General features: G+C 70.9%; 18 protein-coding genes. 10 read left to right on the top strand and 8 right to left on the bottom strand.

All coding sequences use genetic code 11. The features are described 5' to 3' along the window. The first annotated feature begins 4 nt into the window (after nucleotides 1-4). Entirely contained in the window at nucleotides 5-850 is an 846-nt protein-coding gene (locus tag ADL03_RS14765) for a hypothetical protein (protein ID WP_197288322.1), read from the top strand. Between the two features lie 156 nt (nucleotides 851-1,006). On the opposite strand, the gene ADL03_RS14760 is transcribed toward ADL03_RS14765, so the two are convergent. Further along, a complete protein-coding gene (locus ADL03_RS14760; RefSeq protein WP_053733923.1) occupies nucleotides 1,007-1,837 on the bottom strand; it encodes a hypothetical protein in 831 nt (276 codons plus the stop codon). A gap of 347 nt (nucleotides 1,838-2,184) precedes the next feature. Between ADL03_RS14760 and ADL03_RS14755 the strand changes: the two genes are divergently transcribed. Then, nucleotides 2,185-2,631, top strand: a complete 447-nt coding sequence (locus tag ADL03_RS14755) for a hypothetical protein (protein ID WP_053733922.1) — start codon at nucleotides 2,185-2,187, stop codon at nucleotides 2,629-2,631. Between the two features lie 55 nt (nucleotides 2,632-2,686). Next, nucleotides 2,687-3,244, top strand: a complete 558-nt coding sequence (locus tag ADL03_RS14750) for a hypothetical protein (protein WP_053733921.1) — start codon at nucleotides 2,687-2,689, stop codon at nucleotides 3,242-3,244. A gap of 93 nt (nucleotides 3,245-3,337) precedes the next feature. On the opposite strand, the gene ADL03_RS14745 is transcribed toward ADL03_RS14750, so the two are convergent. Next, complete coding sequence (locus ADL03_RS14745) at nucleotides 3,338-3,790, bottom strand: SRPBCC family protein (RefSeq protein WP_053733920.1); 453 nt, start codon at nucleotides 3,788-3,790, stop codon at nucleotides 3,338-3,340. A gap of 62 nt (nucleotides 3,791-3,852) precedes the next feature. Further along, nucleotides 3,853-4,794, bottom strand: a complete 942-nt coding sequence (locus ADL03_RS14740) for a D-2-hydroxyacid dehydrogenase family protein (protein WP_053733919.1) — start codon at nucleotides 4,792-4,794, stop codon at nucleotides 3,853-3,855. A gap of 301 nt (nucleotides 4,795-5,095) precedes the next feature. Between ADL03_RS14740 and ADL03_RS14735 the strand changes: the two genes are divergently transcribed. Next, a complete protein-coding gene (locus tag ADL03_RS14735) occupies nucleotides 5,096-5,359 on the top strand; it encodes a hypothetical protein (RefSeq protein WP_197288321.1) in 264 nt (87 codons plus the stop codon). Here ADL03_RS14735 and ADL03_RS14730 read toward each other — a convergent pair. From ADL03_RS14730 to ADL03_RS14720, 3 genes are all read right to left on the bottom strand, one after another. Then, nucleotides 5,340-6,470 (bottom strand): lipase family protein, encoded by a 1,131-nt coding sequence (locus ADL03_RS14730; RefSeq protein WP_053733917.1) that lies wholly within the window; start codon nucleotides 6,468-6,470, stop codon nucleotides 5,340-5,342. The two genes, ADL03_RS14735 and ADL03_RS14730, sit on opposite strands and share 20 nt — an antisense overlap. A gap of 107 nt (nucleotides 6,471-6,577) precedes the next feature. Then, the gene (locus tag ADL03_RS14725; protein WP_053734020.1) at nucleotides 6,578-7,675 is read right to left on the bottom strand and encodes a calcium:proton antiporter; all 1,098 of its coding nucleotides are present in this window, start codon (nucleotides 7,673-7,675) and stop codon (nucleotides 6,578-6,580) included. 120 nt (nucleotides 7,676-7,795) lie between these two features. Continuing rightward, entirely contained in the window at nucleotides 7,796-8,185 is a 390-nt protein-coding gene (locus tag ADL03_RS14720; protein WP_053733916.1) for an SSI family serine proteinase inhibitor, read from the bottom strand. 236 nt (nucleotides 8,186-8,421) lie between these two features. On the opposite strand from ADL03_RS14720, the gene ADL03_RS14715 reads away from it, so the two are divergent. From ADL03_RS14715 to ADL03_RS14690, 6 genes are all read left to right on the top strand, one after another. Beyond that, entirely contained in the window at nucleotides 8,422-9,006 is a 585-nt protein-coding gene (locus ADL03_RS14715) for a D-alanyl-D-alanine carboxypeptidase family protein (protein WP_197288320.1), read from the top strand. Between the two features lie 88 nt (nucleotides 9,007-9,094). Next, nucleotides 9,095-9,712: a TetR/AcrR family transcriptional regulator gene (locus ADL03_RS14710; protein ID WP_053733914.1), complete on the top strand. Its 618-nt coding sequence runs from the start codon at nucleotides 9,095-9,097 to the stop codon at nucleotides 9,710-9,712. A 52-nt stretch (nucleotides 9,713-9,764) separates the two neighbouring features. Continuing rightward, nucleotides 9,765-10,601: a hypothetical protein gene (locus ADL03_RS14705; RefSeq protein ID WP_053733913.1), complete on the top strand. Its 837-nt coding sequence runs from the start codon at nucleotides 9,765-9,767 to the stop codon at nucleotides 10,599-10,601. 68 nt (nucleotides 10,602-10,669) lie between these two features. After that, a complete protein-coding gene (locus ADL03_RS14700; RefSeq protein WP_197288319.1) occupies nucleotides 10,670-12,094 on the top strand; it encodes a hypothetical protein in 1,425 nt (474 codons plus the stop codon). Between the two features lie 48 nt (nucleotides 12,095-12,142). Beyond that, a complete protein-coding gene (locus ADL03_RS14695) occupies nucleotides 12,143-12,646 on the top strand; it encodes a hypothetical protein (protein WP_053733911.1) in 504 nt (167 codons plus the stop codon). 196 nt (nucleotides 12,647-12,842) lie between these two features. Further along, nucleotides 12,843-15,074 carry a glycoside hydrolase family 3 N-terminal domain-containing protein gene (locus tag ADL03_RS14690; RefSeq protein ID WP_053733910.1) on the top strand — a complete coding sequence of 744 codons (2,232 nt, stop codon included), beginning with the start codon at nucleotides 12,843-12,845 and terminating at the stop codon, nucleotides 15,072-15,074. Here ADL03_RS14690 and ADL03_RS14685 read toward each other — a convergent pair. Both ADL03_RS14685 and ADL03_RS45345 read right to left on the bottom strand, forming a co-directional pair. Further along, nucleotides 15,058-15,831, bottom strand: a complete 774-nt coding sequence (locus ADL03_RS14685) for a hypothetical protein (RefSeq protein ID WP_053733909.1) — start codon at nucleotides 15,829-15,831, stop codon at nucleotides 15,058-15,060. The two genes, ADL03_RS14690 and ADL03_RS14685, sit on opposite strands and share 17 nt — an antisense overlap. Beyond that, nucleotides 15,828-17,546 (bottom strand): class I SAM-dependent methyltransferase, encoded by a 1,719-nt coding sequence (locus ADL03_RS45345; RefSeq protein WP_053733908.1) that lies wholly within the window; start codon nucleotides 17,544-17,546, stop codon nucleotides 15,828-15,830. The genes ADL03_RS14685 and ADL03_RS45345 overlap by 4 nt, the downstream gene beginning before the upstream one ends. Nucleotide 17,547 lies beyond the last annotated feature (1 nt).

Here is a 17,547-nt window from a genome sequence, read left to right as displayed (position 1 = left end):
GCCCGTGGACGAGTTCGCGGTGGCGCTCCGGACAGCGATCACAAATCGTGGTCTCGGTCTGGAGCGCATCCGCGAGCACCTTTCCCAGCACGGCGTTTCCGTTTCACCGGCGACGCTGAGCTGCTGGCAGTCCGGCCGCAGCAAACCGGGCCGCAAGGCGTCGCTGCAGGCCATCGTCCACTTGGAACACATCCTGCACCTGCCGCCGGGCCACCTGTCGGAGCTGCTCGGCCCACCCGGGCCGCGCGGTCGTTGGCTGCGCACGGCACCGGCGCCCATGTCGGCGTTCTGGCCGGACCCGTGGCACGTCGAACTGGCCCTCGACGACGTGGAAACCCGCTGGGACGACCAGCTGCTCCGGGTGAGCCAGCACGACTTCGTGACCGTGGGCACCGACCGCACCGAACGCAGCTTCCGGTCACGGCAGGTGCTGTCGGCGTCGATGAACGGACCGGACCGGTGGGTCGTGATCATGCACGTCGACCAGCGCGATCGGCCGTTGCCGCTGGTCAGCGCGTTGAAGCACTGCACGGTCGGCCGTGAGGTGCGCGACGAGGCGCAGGGGTTCCTGGTCGTGGAGCTGCTGTTCGACCGGGTGCTGCGCAAGGGCGAGAGCATCGTGGTCGAGCACGAGCTCGTGAACCGGGCGCCGTACCCGCCCGCGACGAGCTACGAGCGCAAGTTCCGGCTGCCCACGCGGGAGTACGTGCTGGAGGTGACGTTCGAGGGCACACCGCCCGCCTCGGTGAGGCAGCTGGCCGACGGCTCGGCCGTCCCGCCGGAGCGGACGTTGCTGGACGTGACGCTCGACGTGCAGCCCGGTGTGCGCGGCTTCGAATGGACCTGGTGAGCCGGAACTCCGCGAATTGACGGAGAGGTCATCAGCGTTCACATTCGAGCTGTCTTCGGCTGTGGGGGAAGTTCTTTCGCGGGAACGGGTGCCCTCGCACGCCTGAGGGCACCCGTTCCCGTCTGTCCTGAGTGGACTGACGGTTCTGTTCCGTCGTCAGCCGATCTTTTCGATGACCGCCCGGCGGATCAGGAACTTGCCCGGCTCGCGCACCTGCTCGAACGCCGCGTTGTTCAGCAGCACGCAGCTGCCGGACACCGACGCGACCTTCACGGTGGTGGACCTGTTGTTGTCCAGGTTCGTCACCTTGAGCGTGGTGCCGATCGGGAACTCACCGCTCGACGCGGCGGGAGCACCGCCCTCGCCGGACAGCGTGACCGTGGAGCCGTTGCACACCTGCCGGCCGGACGCGCCGTTGTCGCCCTGGTTTGCGCCGGGCTGCTGCGGTGCGGGCTGGGCCGTGGCCTGGTTGCCGGCGTTGCCCTGGTTGCCGCCCTGCGCCGCGCCGCCGTCACCCTTGCAGCCCGCCGCCTTGCGCCGCTGCTGGATGAGGTCGACCACGGCCTGCCGGTTCGCGATGCGCGCCGGGGACTGCGCGTCCGGGTTCGCCTTCTGACCGGCGATGAAACTCAGGTTGTTCTGCAACGCCTTGTCCAGGCCACCACAGTCCTCACCGGACACAGCCGCCTGGCCGGCCTCCGGCTTGGCCTGGACGTTGCCGCCACAACCGGCGGCCGCACGCCGCTGGTTGATCAGGTTCACGACCGCCTGCCGGTTCTCGATGCGGGCGTCGGACTGCGCGTCCGGGTTCGCCTGCTGCCCTGCGATGAAGTTCAGGTTGTTCCGCAGGGCCTGGTCGAGTCCGCCGCAGTCCTCGGCCGCGTTCGAGTCGGTGCCGCTGAAGGCGAAGATGCCACCGGCGACAGCAGCGACCGCGAGCATGGCGCCCGCGCCGATCATGGCGGGCTTGCGGTGTCGAGCGCCCATTCGTGTCTCCTCGGGGTGATCGGGTTGTACCGAGGACTACGGGAAGGTCACGGAAGAGGTTCAACGCGGTCTAGACCACAATGGTTTAAACATATTTAAGGCTGAGGCGGTGACCCGGCGGCAGAACCGGTGACCCGCAGGCGGGCCGGCCGGCAGACAGCGCGAGCGGCCCGCTACCACACCCGCCAGGCCGATCCGCGACATTTTGACAATTCCAGCCAACCGGTACTCCGCGCGACCAACCGATCGAGTGAAACCATTTTCCTTGACGGCCATCGACCGTCTGGCTAACCTCGAACTCGATCGCGATCAGACCAAGTGTCGTTGTCGATCACCAGGGGGATAATTTGATCAGCTTCAAGCAAGGCGTTGCCGCGGGTTTCGCGGCTCTCGCGCTGGGCGCCATGGGGATGGCTCCCGCCGCATTCGCCGACACGACGAGTTCCACGCCGACGAATTCCGCACCGACGGCGACCGCGCAGGTCCAAGCCGGTGACGTGCAGGCCATGGGGTGCACGGTCGGTTCACCGCGGGTGCGCTACTGGTGCAACACGGTGCGGCCCGCCACGGCGTACACGAACTACAGCACGGCGAGCAAGCACTACAACGAGATGTACGAGGGCGGCTCGCTGCCCATCGGCATCTACATGGAGAGCGGCGGCTCGAAGTTCCACGTCGTCAACGGGACGGGCTACGTCTACAAGACGATCCCGAGCACCACCGCGTGGGCGCTGTGCTGGAACCGTTCGTCGTCCGCGACGTCGTCCGCGACCTGCGACTACGTCCGCGACTGACAGTTCGGGGGGTGCTCGGTGACGGGCACCCCCCTCCTGTTTTTGGGGGGATGAAGTGCTGGCCAGGCTGCTGATGGGGGTCGTGGCGCTGCTGGTGGCAGCCGGATGCACCGCCGGACCCGCCGCACCGGAAGACGACCGGCTCGTCGTGCGGCACCGGGCGCGCACGACGACGGACGAGCTGAAACCCGAGATCAAGACCCAGCTGCGCGAGACGGCGCTGGGCAGGCAGATCTCCGATCCCGGCACGTCCAGGTTCCTGCGCACCGCGGGAGATCGCGACTACTACTACGTCGACGGCAACCAGTCGCGGTTGTGCCTCGTTTACGTGCAACGTTCCGACGGCGCGGTGGCGGCGACGTGCAACACGAAAGAAGCGCTCACCGGAATCGGGATCTACCTGGCTGAATCGGATCAGCTCGGTGAGGCACCGCGTGTTTCCGCGTTGGTGCCCGACTCGTTCGACAAGGCCACCGACGGGACGACCACGGTCAATGTCGAAGCGAATGTCGCCGTGTTCGAGAAACTCGCCGGTACCAAGGTGACTTTCAGCGGACCGGGCGGAAAGTCACAGGAAATCAATCTGGGTGAGCTAGTTCCGAAAAACGGCTGATCGAGGTTGTGACCAATGATCAGGACTACAAAAAGATGGTCGTCCTGATCATTGGTGTCCGCGCGAACCGCGTGGTGCTCGACGCACCCGGTCTCACGCCTCCGCCGCCACCTTGAGCCGCCGCAGCGTCGCCTCGATGTTGCGCTGGTTCGTCACGGCCCGGTCCCGCACGCCGGTCGCCAGCGCCGTGATCGGCTTGTACCACCCCGGTCGGCGGTCCCATGTGGACTCGGTGACCCGGCACCCCGACTCGGTCGCCTCGATGTCGTACTGCCACCGCGACACCGCCAGCCCGAACGAGCGGACCTCGAACGCGAACCGCGACTCGGAGCAGTCGGTCACGGTGGCAACCGTCGGCCACACCCGCCGGCCACGCCGGTTCACGCCGCGGAACCGGGCGCCGACGCGGGGGCCGGCCGCGTTGAGCCAGCGGCCGCCGGAGTACTCCTCGGCCACGCCGCTGAGGCCACGCAGGTCGCTGACCAGGTCGAACACCCGTGCGGGCGGAGCGGCAACGTCGATGTGCGCGGAGGCGTCAGGGGTCATGCGGCCGAACTTACTACGGGTAGGTTCAGCGGCCTAGAGGTCCGGCCGGGAACGGTGCGCTCCTACCGGGAGCGGGTCAGCTCCCGGACGGGCGCGCCGCGGAGGAACGCGTGGACGTCCTCGACGGCCTCCTCGAAGTAGGTGCGGTAGTTGGCCTCGGTGACGTAGCCGAGGTGCGGGGTGGCGAGCACGTTCGGGAGCGTGCGCAGTTCATCGGCCAACGGCAGCGGCTCGACCTCGAACACGTCCAGCCCCGCACCCGCGATCCGGCCGGCGCGCAGCACGTCCAGCAGCGCGGCACCATCCACGATGGCGGCACGGGAGGTGTTGACCAGGAAGGCGGACGGCTTCAGGCAGGCCAGCGCGGCCGCGTCGACCAGGCCGCGGCTGCGGTCGCCGAGGACGAGGTGGACGGACGCGAAGTCGCTCTGCCGCAGCAGGTCGTGCAGGCCGTCGGCGAGCCGCACGCCCTCGGCCCCGGTGCGGTCGGCGGTCAGGTTCGGGCTCCACGCGACGACGTCCATGCCGAACGCCCTGCCGATGCAGCCGACCGCGGTGCCGAGCTTGCCGAAGCCGAGCAGCCCCAGCGTGCGCCCCGCGAGGTCGACGCCGACGGTGCTCTGCCACGGACCGCCGGCGCGGAAGGCGTTGTTCTCGGTCACCAGGTGCCGTGCGAGGCCGAGGATCAACGCCCAGGTGAGTTCGGTCGGCGGGGTCTTGGCGCTGCCGGTGCCGCAGACCGTGACGCCGTGGCGCGCGGCGGCTTCGAGGTCGATCGCGGCGTTGCGCATGCCGCTCGTGATCAACAGCCTGAGGTGGGGCAGGCGGGCGAAGAGGGCGGCGGCGAACGGCGTGCGCTCACGCATGACCACGACGCATTCGGCGTCGTGCAGCGCCGGTGCCGGGTCGTCGAGGTGCTCGCGGAGCACGGTCACGTCGAGGCCCGACCAGTCCGCGTTGGACAGCGCCACGCCCTGGTAGTCGTCCAGCACCACGCACTTCATCAGCCGATCATGGCAGAACGCGGGTCAGGCCAGCGCACCTCGCACGACGATCTCCAGCAACGGCCGTGGCTCGACCTCCTCCCCGCGCGCGAACCGCTGCAGGAACATCCCTGGAAGCACGCGCCGATCGCATCGGCCGCCGCCACCGGGTTCCGCGCGCCGACGTCGAGCCCTTCGGCAGGCCGGCCCTCTCGTCCACCCGCGCGTGCGTCAGCCCCCGCAGCCCCCTCCGTGCCGAGCAGGTCGATCGCCGTGAGCGCTCGGGTGGATCCTCAACACACTGGTCGGACTCGTAATGCTGGTGCGGCTGCTGAGAGCGCGAAGATCGGCGCCCCGCCTGGTCCACCGGCTCGGGTTCGCCGTGCTGACGCTGCACAACACCTTCGGCGACACGCTGGTGGTGAAGGGCTGGCGCAGGCGCAACCCGGACGCGACCGGCAACGCCTACCTCCAGGCCGTCAGGTACACGGCGAAGAGGCCGCTCCCGCTGCTGCACGCCGCGCTCGCGCCGGTGGCCTGGTTCCCGGCCCTCGCCGCCGCGTTGATCAGCAGTTCGGTCGGGTGACCCGACCGGCGAACCGGTCACCGAGCCAGCTCATCGCGTTGGTGCCCCACGCACTGACGGCGGCGATGTGCCCGGCGAGCGGCAACGGCGTCCACTGCACGTCCGCGCCGAGCGAGCACCACCGCGAACGCAGCTCCTGCCCGACGCTGAACGGGATCAGCTCGTCGAGCGTGCCGTGGTAGAGGTAGACCGGTGCGGCCGGCTTGACCGAGCCGAGGGTGTTCTCCCTCAACCTCTTCTGCCACAACGGGTCCCGGATGACGTCCGGTCGCGTGGTCAGCGCGTCGAGGCGCGTGAACGGTGCGACGAGGGCGATCTCCGCGACGCACGAGCTGCGGATCCGGTCGACCACCTGCTTGCCGCGCGCGGTCAGCACGTCCGCCAGGGGCAGTTCGGGATAGGCCGACGCGTACCCCGCGGCTGCCGCGAACACCAGCCCCGACCCGGCGTTGCCGTCGTTGAACTTCGCCACCGCGGCGAGGTCGGCCGGCACGCCACCGGCCGCGACACCGACGACGTTCACGTCCGGCGCGTACGACCGCCACTGCTCCGCCGCCGACGACGCGGCCTGACCTCCCTGCGAGTAACCGAAAACGCCGACCGGCGCGTCCTTCGACAGTCCGGGCACGCTGCCCGCCGCCCTGGCGACGTCGAGCAGTGCGCGGCCCTCGGACCGTGCGACCGCATAGGTGTGATCTCCTGGCGTGCCAAGGCCTTCGTAGTCGGTGACCGCCACGGCCCACCCCTGGAACATCGCGTGCGCCAGGAAGGCGATCTCCACCTCGGTGCCGTTCTGCAGCTGCCGCGACGGCGCACATCGATCGGCCAGCCCCTGCGTGCCCATGGCGTAGGCGACGACCGGCCGCGGCCCGTTCGGCCACGGCAGCGGCGACACGAGCACCATGCCGGAGACGACGGTGCCGGCACCGGTCGCGGACGTGGAGCGGTAGCGGATGTCATAGGCCTTCACCGGGGCGGGCAGGGTCCTGAGCGGCTCGGGGTGCCAGGCCACCTCCCGGCTGCTGAGCAGATCGCCCGGTGCGGCTGCCGCGGCGGGCGTGACCAGGGCGGACAGCAGGAGAACGGCGGCGAGCACGGTGCGGAGCTGCATCGGTGGACCCCTTTGTGGTAACCGGCGTTACCACAAGGTAGGGCCGAACGTCGCAATGTGGCAACAGCGGTTTTCACTTCATGGATTCCGAAGGTTGCGGCGCAGGCCTACGGGTTCACGGCCAGGAACAGGAACGCCGCCAGCAGCACCAGGTGCACACCGCCCTGCAGCCGGGTCGCACGGCCGGGCACCACCGTCAGGACGCTGACCAGGACCGTGAGCAGCAACAGGATCATCTGCATCGGGCCGAGGCCGAGCAGCAGCGGGCCGTCGAGCCACACGGTCGTCAGCGCGATGGTCGGGATCGTCAGGCCGATGCTCGCGATCGCCGAGCCGTAGCCGAGGTTGAGGCTGGTCTGGATGCGGTCGCGCAACGCGGCACGCGCCGCGGCGATGGTCTCGGGCAGCAGCACGAGCAGTGCGATGACGACACCGACGAACGACGGCGGGAAGCCGGCCGCCTTCACCCCCGCCTCGATGGCCGGTGACTCGATCTTGGCGAGGCCGACGACGGCGATCAGCGCGACGAGCAGCAGGCCCAGTGACGCGAGGGCGGCACGACCGGTCGGCGCCTCGGCGTGCTCCTCGGACTCGATCACGCCGTCCTCGGTCACCGGGAGGAAGAAGTCCCGGTGCCGCACGGTCTGGGTGAAGACGAACATCGCGTACAGGGCCAGGGAGGCGAAGGCGGCGAACGCGAGCTGCGGGCCGGAGAACTCGGGGCCGGGCGTGCTCGTCGTGAAGGCGGGCAGCACCAGCGTCAGCGTCGCCAGCGTGATGACCGTGGCGAGCGCGCCGCCGCTGCCCTCCGCGTTGAACAGCGTCGTGCCGTGCTTGAGGGCGCCGAGCAGCAGCGCGATGCCGACGATGCCGTTCGTGGTGATCATGACCGCGGCGAACACGGTGTCGCGTGCGAGCGAGGACGCGTCCGGTCCGCCGGAGGCCATCAGCGTGACGATCAGCGCCACCTCGATGATCGTCACGGCCACCGCGAGGACCAGCGAGCCGAACGGCTCCCCCACCCGCAGGGCGACGACCTCGGCGTGGTGCACGGCGGCGAGAACGGTGGCGGCGAGGACCACCGCGACGAGGCCGACCATCACCGGTGCGAGGTCACGTCCCCACGTCAGGGCGAGCACGAGCACGCCGAGCGCGGGGGCGATGGTCGTCCAGGACAGCAGTGGGAAGCGCGGGGTGGCGGCCATGATCACACCCTCGCACAGGGTCGCGACCAGCCGCCATCCGAACTGACCCCCATTCCGGGTGGCCGAAAATGCGGGGTGGGACGCCCCTGCCGCGCCCCACCCCGGCATTCTCGGTGGTGCCTAGAAATCGAACAAGGCACCGGTGTGCGCCGACATCACGCACGAGTTCGGGAACGTGCGGACCTGGGCGACGGGGTGGCCGCGCCAGAATCCGAACATCGACACCTCGACGGGTGCGTACACGAAGGTGCACGCCCGGTCGTCGCTCGCCATCGCGCCGAGGTCGGCACGGGTGGCGGCGAGCGCCGCGCAGGCCTGCGCCCCGCGCGGGTGGTCATCAGCACTTCCGCAGGTCAGGATGGTTGCCTTGACGGCGTTGCCCGCCACGTCGGAGTACTGGACCTTGAGCACGAGAGCGGTGTCGTCACGCCGTGGTGCCGCCTGTGCGGTACCGGCGACCGTGCACAGCGACACGAACAGAGCAACGAACGCGAAAATGCGCGCGGACATCGAAACGGGTCCTCCTGAGACCTTCTGCAAAAATCGGGCCGGTTCTCGGCCGCCGCAGATGTTGCCACCACGAATCGTCGCCACGAAAGGGGCCAGGATCCGTTCACCGATCACATTCCGCCGCTGCGCCGAAAGCGTGACCGGACCGAACGGCTGTGTTCTGCGCCACCTCGTCGGGACAAGGCCGTCGAGCGGGTGTTACCGGCCGATGACGGACGACCCGTATTATCGAAATCATGTCCAAGACCTCCAGACGCGTCGTGTTCGGCGTGTTGCTGATCGTCACACTCGTGGTTTCCACCGGCGCCGCGCTGGGTTACCTGGGCAGATTGACGCTCGTGTTCGACCGGCACGCGGGAAAGCCGCTCGCGGTGTACGAGGAGGTCCCCGGGCCACCCTCCGGGCCGCCCTGCCCGATCGACGCCCGCTACCTCGACGAGGCACCCGACGGCCTGCGCGCCGACGTGCTCCAGGCGTGGAAGTCGTTGCGCGCCAAGGCAACCTCGCAGGGCGTGACGCTCTGCCTGAACGACGGCAAGCGCAGCCGCCAGCAACAGCAGAAGGAGTTCGACGAGGCGGTCACCCGGCTCGGCACCGCAGAGCTCGCCGGCCGGTACGTGCTGCCGCCGGACAAGTCGATGCACGTGCTCGGATTCGCGATCGACATCCAGCCGATCGAATCCGCGAAATGGATCGAGAAAAACGGCGGCACCCTCGGCTGGTGCCGCCGTTACGAAAACGAGCAGTGGCATTTCGAGTACAACGCCGGCTACTCCACCGGTGGCTGCCCCGCCCTCGTTCCGAGCGCGACGGGCAGCTGATCGTCCCGGTAAAGGTATAGACGCCTGGTGTGCGCGTGAGGTTGCACGGCCATAATGTGACAACGTCCATTACCGGATCGGAGCAGCCGTGGCCCGTGCCTACGCCGGCGTCGCCCCCGAGCAACGCCGCGCCGAACGCCGCGCGCGCCTGCTGCAGGCCGGCCTGGCCCTGTTCACCACCACGGGCTTCGCCGCCACCAAGATCTCCGAGCTGTGCACGGAGGCCGGCGTCTCCACCCGCACCTTCTACGAGGAGTTCACCGCCAAGGAGGACCTCCTCCGCGAGCTGCACGACCTGATCAACGCCACGGCGTTCGACCGCGTCCGCGCCGCCCTGTCCCGCCTGGAGTCCGACGACCTCACCACACGGGTGACGACCCTGCTCGACGTGTTCGTGCGCAGCGTGACCGCCGACCCGCGCGCCCCCCGCCTGAACTACGTGGAGGCGGTCGGCGTGAACGCGGAGGTCGAACGCCAGCACGTCCGCTGGGTGAACACGTGGGCGGAGTTCATCGAGTCCGAGGCCCTGCGCGCCGCTGCCGCCGGGGTCGCGCCGCAGCGGTCGTACCGGCTCACGGCCATCGCACTGGTGGGGGCGATCACCGGGCTGCTGCGGGAGTGGCAGGCGCACCAGCCGCCGCTCGCGGTGGAGGAGATCGCGGCGGAGATCCGGGAGCTGGTGCTGGCGGCGATCACCCGGCCGTAGCCGGTTGATCACGCCGTGGCGAGGGCCCGGCGGAGGTCGGCCGGCGGCCTGGGTGGCCGCGTTCCGCACGGCGCTCGACCAGGGCAGCGAGCTCCGGCCGGTGTACGACTGGTTCCTCGACAACGCCCCCGGTGGCAGCAAGTCGATCTCCTCGATCGTCGGCGCCACCCATGACGCGGAGCACGGCGACCTCGCCGGAGCTCGCGGCCACCTCGCCGACGTGGACGCCGAGGTCGCGGAAGACCAGCGAAAACTCGCCGAGGACGGTGCGGCGTCCTGGCGGCGAGCCACACCACGCCTGCTCGTCGAGACACCGCTGGCCGCCGCCGCGATCGCGCTCCCGCTCCACCGACGCGCAGCCAACGCCGAGGCCGTGGCCACCCGGTACACACCGCGCAGGCCGGTCTGGCGACGGCCGGTCTTCTTGCTGGTCAGCGGACTGCGGGCGCTCGGCCCGGTGATCGCGGTGGGCCGGCCGGGCGAACGGCTGCCGCGCCTCGGTGCGGCGCGGTTCTACCTGCCGGACGACGACTGGAAGTCCGGCGTGCGCGAGCTGATGGGGCTGTGCCGGCTGATCGTGCTCAGGCTCGGACCCGGCACGGGACTGTGGTGGGAGGTCGAGGAGGCACGAACCACCCAGCCACCGGGCAAGCTCGTCCTGCTGATGCCCGGTGACTGCGCGGACCCCGGCGAGGAGAAGGCACTCGCCTCACCGGCCTACCACGTCACGCGCGCTCTGCAGTCCGCGCTGCGCCGCGTCGGCATCACCAACCACGGCATGACCACGAGGACCAACATCGGCGTGCTGGCCAGCTTCGGCAAGGTGGTGCCCCTGCTTTCGGCCGCGGTTCTCGCCCTCCACGTCCTTCGGCTGTTCGTCGACCGGTGACACGGCCTAACGGGCGATCCGTGTTCGAAACCGAACGACCGCCCGTCCCGGCGTGATCAGATCTGGCCGTGCGCACCTGGAGCAGGATCATCACCGCGGCGGCCGTCGTCCTCGGCTACATCGCCCTGCTGCTGGCGTTCACGGCGGGCACCGACCTGCGCAAGAGTGCCGGCTTCCACGACGCGCCCGCCCAGGCCGCCGCCCTGGGCGCCGCGATCGACCGGAAGGACGTCGCGGAGATCCGGGCCGTAGACGACTGGTTCGACGGGCACCACCCCAGCGGCGGTTCGGCCCACGTCTCCACCTCGCTCGCCGCGGACCTCGCGGAGAAGGGCAGGTTCGAGCGGGCGCGGAGCCACGCCAACGACGTGTCCGAGGAGATCCCGGACGACCAGGCGTTGCTCGACGCGGAGTCCGAGGAGTCGGGTGCGCGCGCCATGCCGTGGCTGGTGGTTGCCGCGGTGTTCGGCGTCGCCGCGGTGCTGCTGCGGCGTCAGCGCAGGGCGGTCAACGCCGACGTCGTCGAGGTCGTCAGCCGGCTCGTGCCGGAGCGGCCCGTGTGGCAACGGCCGGTGTTCCTCGTCGTCACCGGTGCCGGGTACGTGCTGCTGGTGGCCGGGTTCGTCGCGGTGGTCGCGGCGACGAGGACCAACGAGCTCCCGTGGGCGGTGCGGGGGCTGTTCCTCGCGGGCGGCGTGGTCGGTCTGCCCATCGCCTACCTCGTGCTGCGGTACTCGCGGCCGAGGGCGGTGCGGGGTGCGGCGCAGGCGGTGCGGGCCGACTGGCGCAGACCGGTGCTGTACCTGCGCGACTTCGGCGACGACCAGGAGGCCGCGGTCGTCGACGGGCAGACCGAGACGGCGTGGACGGGCATGGTCAGCATCCTTTCGCGCGAGGAGCAGCTCATCGGCGCGTTGGGGGCGTTCGGGCCGGTTGTCGCCGTGGGGATCCCCGGAGAGCCGCTGCCCAAGCTCGGTGCGGCGCGGTTCTACCTGCCCGGCGACGAGTGGCAGGCGGGCGTGCTTGAGCTGATGGAACTGGCCCAGCTCATCGTGCTGCGGCTCGGTGACGGTGACGGGGTGTGGTGGGAGGTCGACCAGGCGTGCGCCACGCACCCGCCGGGCAAGCTCGTGCTGCTGATCCCCGGCGGGCGGCCCCACCTCGTGCGGAAGCTGGAGACGCGCCTGCCGAAACCGCTCGGGAGGTTCGTGGACGAGCCGAAGTGGACCTCGGCCGTCGTGGCGTTCGGGCCGGACTGGGAACCGCAGGTGCGGGAGGTGGGGCCGTTCCCCGGCGAGAAGCAGCGGACCACCAGGCCCGCGTTCTTCGTCGCCCGCGCGGTGCAGGAGGCGCTGGGCGCGGTCGGGGCGCACCGGCGGGGGCTGAGCGTGCGGACCAGCAGCCACCAGCTCGCGATCTACGGCAGGGTCCTGCTGCTGGTGCCCGGACTGTTCCTGGTCGTCAGCTTCCTGCGGATGATCTTCCTCTGGTGACCGCCACGCGCGCTGAACTGTCGTGGCGGTCCGTCCGTAACCCCCTGCGTGAGCCGATTCGTCGTTTTCCTCGTCTTCGCCCTGATGACCCTGAGCGCCTGCACCAGCACCGGGAACGCGGACCAGGACCACGACACGGCCACCCCCGAGGAGACGGCCTCCGGCCCCGCGGCCGTCCCGCCGGGGGACGTCGCGACCCTGCGGGTGGAGCAGTCGCCCGCGGTCGGCCCCGTCGTCGCCGACCGCGAGCACTACACGCTCTACCTCAACACCCAGGACGGCACGAACCCGCCGAGGTCGACCTGCCTCGAACCGGAGTGCACGCTCGTCTGGGCGCCACTGCTGGCACGGGGCGGCAAGATCGAGGCGACCGGCGTCGAGAGGTCGCTCCTGGGCACGGTGCAGCGGCCCGACGGGCTCGAGCAGGTCACCATCGCCGGGCACCCGGTCTACCGCTTCGTCGACGACGAACAGGCCGGCGACGCGACCGGTCACGGTGCGGAGGGGCGCTGGTTCGCGATCTCCCCGACCGGCGGGAAGGCCACCCGCTAACCCTCCCCGCGGCCCCTGCGGCCTCCGGCGGCGACCAAACGGTCGCGGCAGCGGTCGGTTTGTCCTGTTCGGCTTCTCCTGGACCGATCCGTTTGTACCGGAATCTGGAAAACCGCTTCCACGCGGTACCGGTTTCATATACTTGTGTGAGAGCGCTCCCACACGTCGCCGCAGCACGAGCCCTTCCGGAGACCACATGGATCAGGACCAGCCCTACCTCGACGCCACCCTGCCGATCGCCGCGCGAGTCGGCGATCTGCTCAGGCGCATGACACTGCCCGAGAAGGTCGGGCAGATGATGCAGCTGGACTCGAGGGAGGACCTGGACGACCACGTGCTGCGCAAGCACGTGGGCTCGATCCTGCACACCTCACCCGAACGTGTCCTGCGCGCGCACGACCTCACCAGCCGGACGCGGCTGCGGATCCCGCTGCTCATCGCCGAGGACTGCATCCACGGCCACTCGTTCCACGAGGGCGCGACGATCTTCCCGACCCAGCTCGCCATGGCCGCGACCTGGGACCCGGCCCTCGTCGAACGGGTCGCCCGGGTCACCGCGGTCGAGGCGGCCACGACCGGTGTGCACTGGACGTTCTCGCCGGTGCTGTGCATCGCGCGCGACCTGCGCTGGGGCCGGGTCGACGAGACGTTCGGCGAGGACCCGGTGCTGATCGGCGAGCTCGCGGCGGCGATGGTCCGCGGCTACCAGGGCGACGGGCTGACCGACTCCACGGCGATCCTCGCGACCGCCAAGCACTTCGCCGGCTACTCGGAGACGCAGGGCGGCCGGGACGCGAGCGAGGCGGACCTGTCGCGGCGCAAGCTGCGGTCGTGGTTCCTGCCGCCGTTCGAGAAGGTCGCGCGTGAAGGCTGTGCGACGTTCATGCTCGGCTACCAGACCACTGACGGCGTGCCGATCACGGTCAACTCGTGGCTGCTCGACGAGGTGCTGCGCGGCGAGTGGGGCTACCAGGGCACGCTCATCACCGACTGGGACAACGTCGGGCGCATGGTGTGGGAGCAGAAGGTCCAGCCGGACTACGCCCACGCCGCCGCTGCCGCCGTGAAGGCCGGCAACGACATGATCATGACGACCCCGCAGTTCTTCGAGGGCGCGCTGCAGGCCGTCGAGGCGGGCCTGCTGGCCGAGTCCGACCTCGACCGCGCCGTCACCAGGATCCTCACGCTCAAGTTCGAGCTGGGCCTGTTCGAGAACCCGCGCCGGCCCGACACCGAGCGCCAGCGCACGATGATCAACCACGCCGACCACGCCGCGCTGAACCTCGACGTGGCCCGCCGGTCGCTCGTGCTGCTGCGCAACGACGGCGTGCTGCCCGTCCGAAAGGGCAGGATCGCGCTCGTCGGCCCGCTCGCCGACGACGCGCAGACGCAGCTCGGCGACTGGGCCGGCTCGTCCGGTCAGGCCGACTGGCTGCCCGACGGCCAGCCGCGCGACATGATCACCACGGTCCTGGACGGGCTGAAGGAGTTCTCCGAGGTCACGTACGCGCGCGGGGCGGACATCCTCACGCTCGAAGCCGACCCGGAGGGCGAGACGTTCCCGGACGGCCAGCCGCGGCCGAAGATCGTCGCGCCGTGCCCGCCGAACCAGGAGCTCATCGCCGAGGCGGTCGCGGCCGCGCGGGACGCCGACCACGTGGTGGCCGTCGTCGGCGACCGGATCGAGCTGGTCGGCGAGGGCCGCTCCACCGCCACGCTCGACCTGATCGGCGGTCAGATCGCGCTGCTCGACGCGCTCGCGGAGACCGGCAAGCCGCTCATCGTGGTGCTGCTCGCGTCCAAGCCGCTGGTTCTGCCGGACAGCGCCCGCAACGCCGCCGCGCTGATCTGGGCCGCGAACCCCGGCATGCAGGGCGGTCGCGCGATCGCCGAGCTGATCCACGGCCTGATCGAGCCCAGCGGCCGGCTGCCGATCTCGTTCGCGGCGCACGCTGGCCAGCAGCCGACCTACTACAACCAGATCCGCGGCCAGCACGGATCGCGCTACGCCGACCTGACGCAGGAGCCGGCGTTCGCGTTCGGCGAGGGCCTGTCGTTCACGACCGTCGAGTACGGCGACCTGCACGTCGTCACGCCGGTGCTGGGCCCCGACGAGACCGTCGAGGCCTCGATCACGGTGCGCAACACCGGGACGCGGCCCGCGCGCGAGACCGTGCAGGTCTACGTGAGCGACGCCGTGACGTCGGTCAGCTGGGCGGACAAGGAGCTCAAGGCGTTCCGGCAGGTCGACGTGGCGCCGGGTGAGAGCGTGACGGTGCGGCTGGAGGTCCCGGTGTCGGCGTGCTCGATCGTGGACGCGCTGGGCAACCGGGTCGTCGAGCCCGGCGACTTCGTGCTGCTCGCCGGGCCGTCGTCGAAGGACTCGGCCCTGCGCAGGGCCGAGTTCACCGTCAAGTCGCCGTGCTGATGATCGTGAGGTAGCGGGGCGGGAGCTCCGCCGCCTTCGTGATGGCCCGCTTCACGGCCGGCACGAGGTCCGCGTCCACCAACGCGACCGCGGGCCGGCCGGGCGGGTCGATCAGCAGGCTCGCCCCACGGGCGCCCGCCGCCAACGCCGCCCGCACCACCACGTCCTGCTCCGGGTCCGGTTGCTGGGCGTGGTGGTAGGCGGTCAGCGCGGCCCCGAGGTCGTCGGTGTCACGCACGAAAGGCCGTTCCACCTGCGGTTCCGGCCGCCGCACCCGCGTGTCGACGACGAGCAGCCGCTGCCCGGGAAGGTCCAGCGGCGCAACGGTTTCCTGCTCGAACGCCACACCGGCCAGGTCGCGCAACGCCAGCCCGACCGCCGTCCGCAACGCCTCCCCCGCCGACAGGCCGCTGCCCCGCGGCAGGTCGACGCTGCACATCAGCGTGGCGCCACCGGCCACACCGCGCACCGGCGCCGCCCACTCCGGGACGTCGCCGGACGGCAGCACCGCCCGTTCGGTCGGCCGGTTGACCGACACCAGCTCCAGCACCCCGTCGTCACGCCGGTCGCCCGCGACGATCGCACCCCACCTCCCCGGTACCCGCACCGCGCCACCGAGCAGCCGCACCACCCCTGGGGCGTACCAGACACCGGCGGCGGGACGGCCGAACGCGCGCCGGAACGCGTGCGGGACCAGCCGCAGCTCCGGAGCGACGTCCGGCCGGTCCGCGAGGTCGACCACGTCCGGCGCGGTCATGCCTTGATCGCCAGCAGCCGGTAGGCGTTGCCCTGGCCGCTGCGCGCGGCGAGGAACCGGTTCACGGTCTGGTCCAGCGCCAGCGCGACGAAGAACGCCGGAATCCCCAGCGTCCACACCAGGAAGCTGCGCAGCCGGCGCAGCCGGACCCGTTCCGGCCGCCACGGCGCGGGCGTCCGCGGTGCCTTGGCGCCCAGGAAGAGCAGCAACGCCAGCGTGAAGTCGTTGCACAGGTGGGCTTTCGACCGTTCCCGCGCGACGGTGACCAGGCCGCGGCCGGCCAGCGCGTGCTCCAGGTTGCCGATCGGCATCATGTGCTGGTGCTGCGGCTGGAACCACGGCATCCAGTACTGCCCGAACAACCGCCCGAGCCGCCACTCCGGGTCCGGCAGCTCGATCAGCAGGTAGCCACCGACCGGCAGGACGTCCGCCGCGATGTCCAGCTCCTCCCACGGATCCCGCACGTGCTCCAGGTAGTGGTGCATGCTGATCACGTCGTACCGGCCCTTGAGCTCGCCCGCGTAGTCCTTGAAGCTGCCCCGGTAGGCCTGCTCGATCCGGCCGAGCCGGGCGGCGTCCTCGATCGCGGCGCCCTGGTCGAGCCCGTCGAACGCGGTGTCCGGCAGCACCTCCTTGGCGCCCAGGCAGAAGTGGGCGTGCCCGGAGCCGACGTCCAGCCACCGCTCGGGTTTGACGAACGGCTCGACCATGCGCGCGCGGCCGTAGTACGGCGAGGTCTTGCCGGAGAACACCGCGTCCGCGGACGACTCGCCCAGGCCGTCGTAGAAGTCGCGGTAGTAGAAGCCGAGGCCCTCCTCGGACAGCCGCGGGTTCTGCCACACGTGGGCACAGCGCGTGCAGCGGTCCATCGTGAACGTGCCGGGCTTGCGCTGCACCAGGTCGTGCGCGGTCACCCAGCGCCGCAGGTCCGCGCTGCCGCAGGACGGGCAGGTGTCGCGCCGGGCCTCGTGGAAGTCGCGGCCGAGCCGTTCGGTGTACCAGGGCGCGGCCTGCTCCAGCGTCTCGGCCTGGCGGCGTTCGGCGGTGGACCTCTTGCCACCGGCCGTCTTCAGCCACAGGTAAGGCGTGCGCACGAACCGCGGCACCCACAGGTCCCCGGGCTTCAGCGGCGTGCCCGCGAAGACCAGGACCGGGTGCGCCCAGTAAGCGGCCAGCGCGACCAGGCCCCACGGCCAGCCGGTGAGCACGGCGGCGGCCACCACGGCGTACCCGATCATGGACCCCGCGATCCACAGCGACGGCCGCTTGCCGATCTGCCGCAACCGCGCCGCCCGGTATCGGAGGTCGTACGGCCCGGCCCCGAGCCCCGGCGCCACCGCGATGTCCACCTCGGCGTGCACGTGGTCCTTGACGCCGCGGACGAACGCGACGAACTCCGTCGGGTCGTCCGGATCGACCTCCCGCACGTACTTCTCGCGCACCAGAACGGCCTGCGCCGCGCTCGCCCCGCGCACCCACCGGTCGGCCCGGTACCTGGCGGGGTCGACCGAGCCGAGCAGGTCCAGCGCCGCCACGGTCGGCAGGTCGGCCGGCACCAGGTCGACCAGGTCGGCGTCGCCCGCGTCCCACGAGCCCTCGGCACGCACGCCGGTGGCGGTGAGCAACGCGTGCTCGCTCGTGCCCGCGGGGAGCACCCGCAGCGCGGACGCGCGTGCCCGCAGCCGCAGGGCGTCCGCGAGGACGACCAGGACCACC

It is taken from the genome of Nocardia sp. NRRL S-836, from assembly GCF_001279525.1.
Classification (GTDB): domain Bacteria; phylum Actinomycetota; class Actinomycetes; order Mycobacteriales; family Pseudonocardiaceae; genus Lentzea.
The sequence above is the reverse complement of the archived record's forward strand: the minus strand, read 5'-3'. Positions and strand labels throughout refer to the sequence as shown.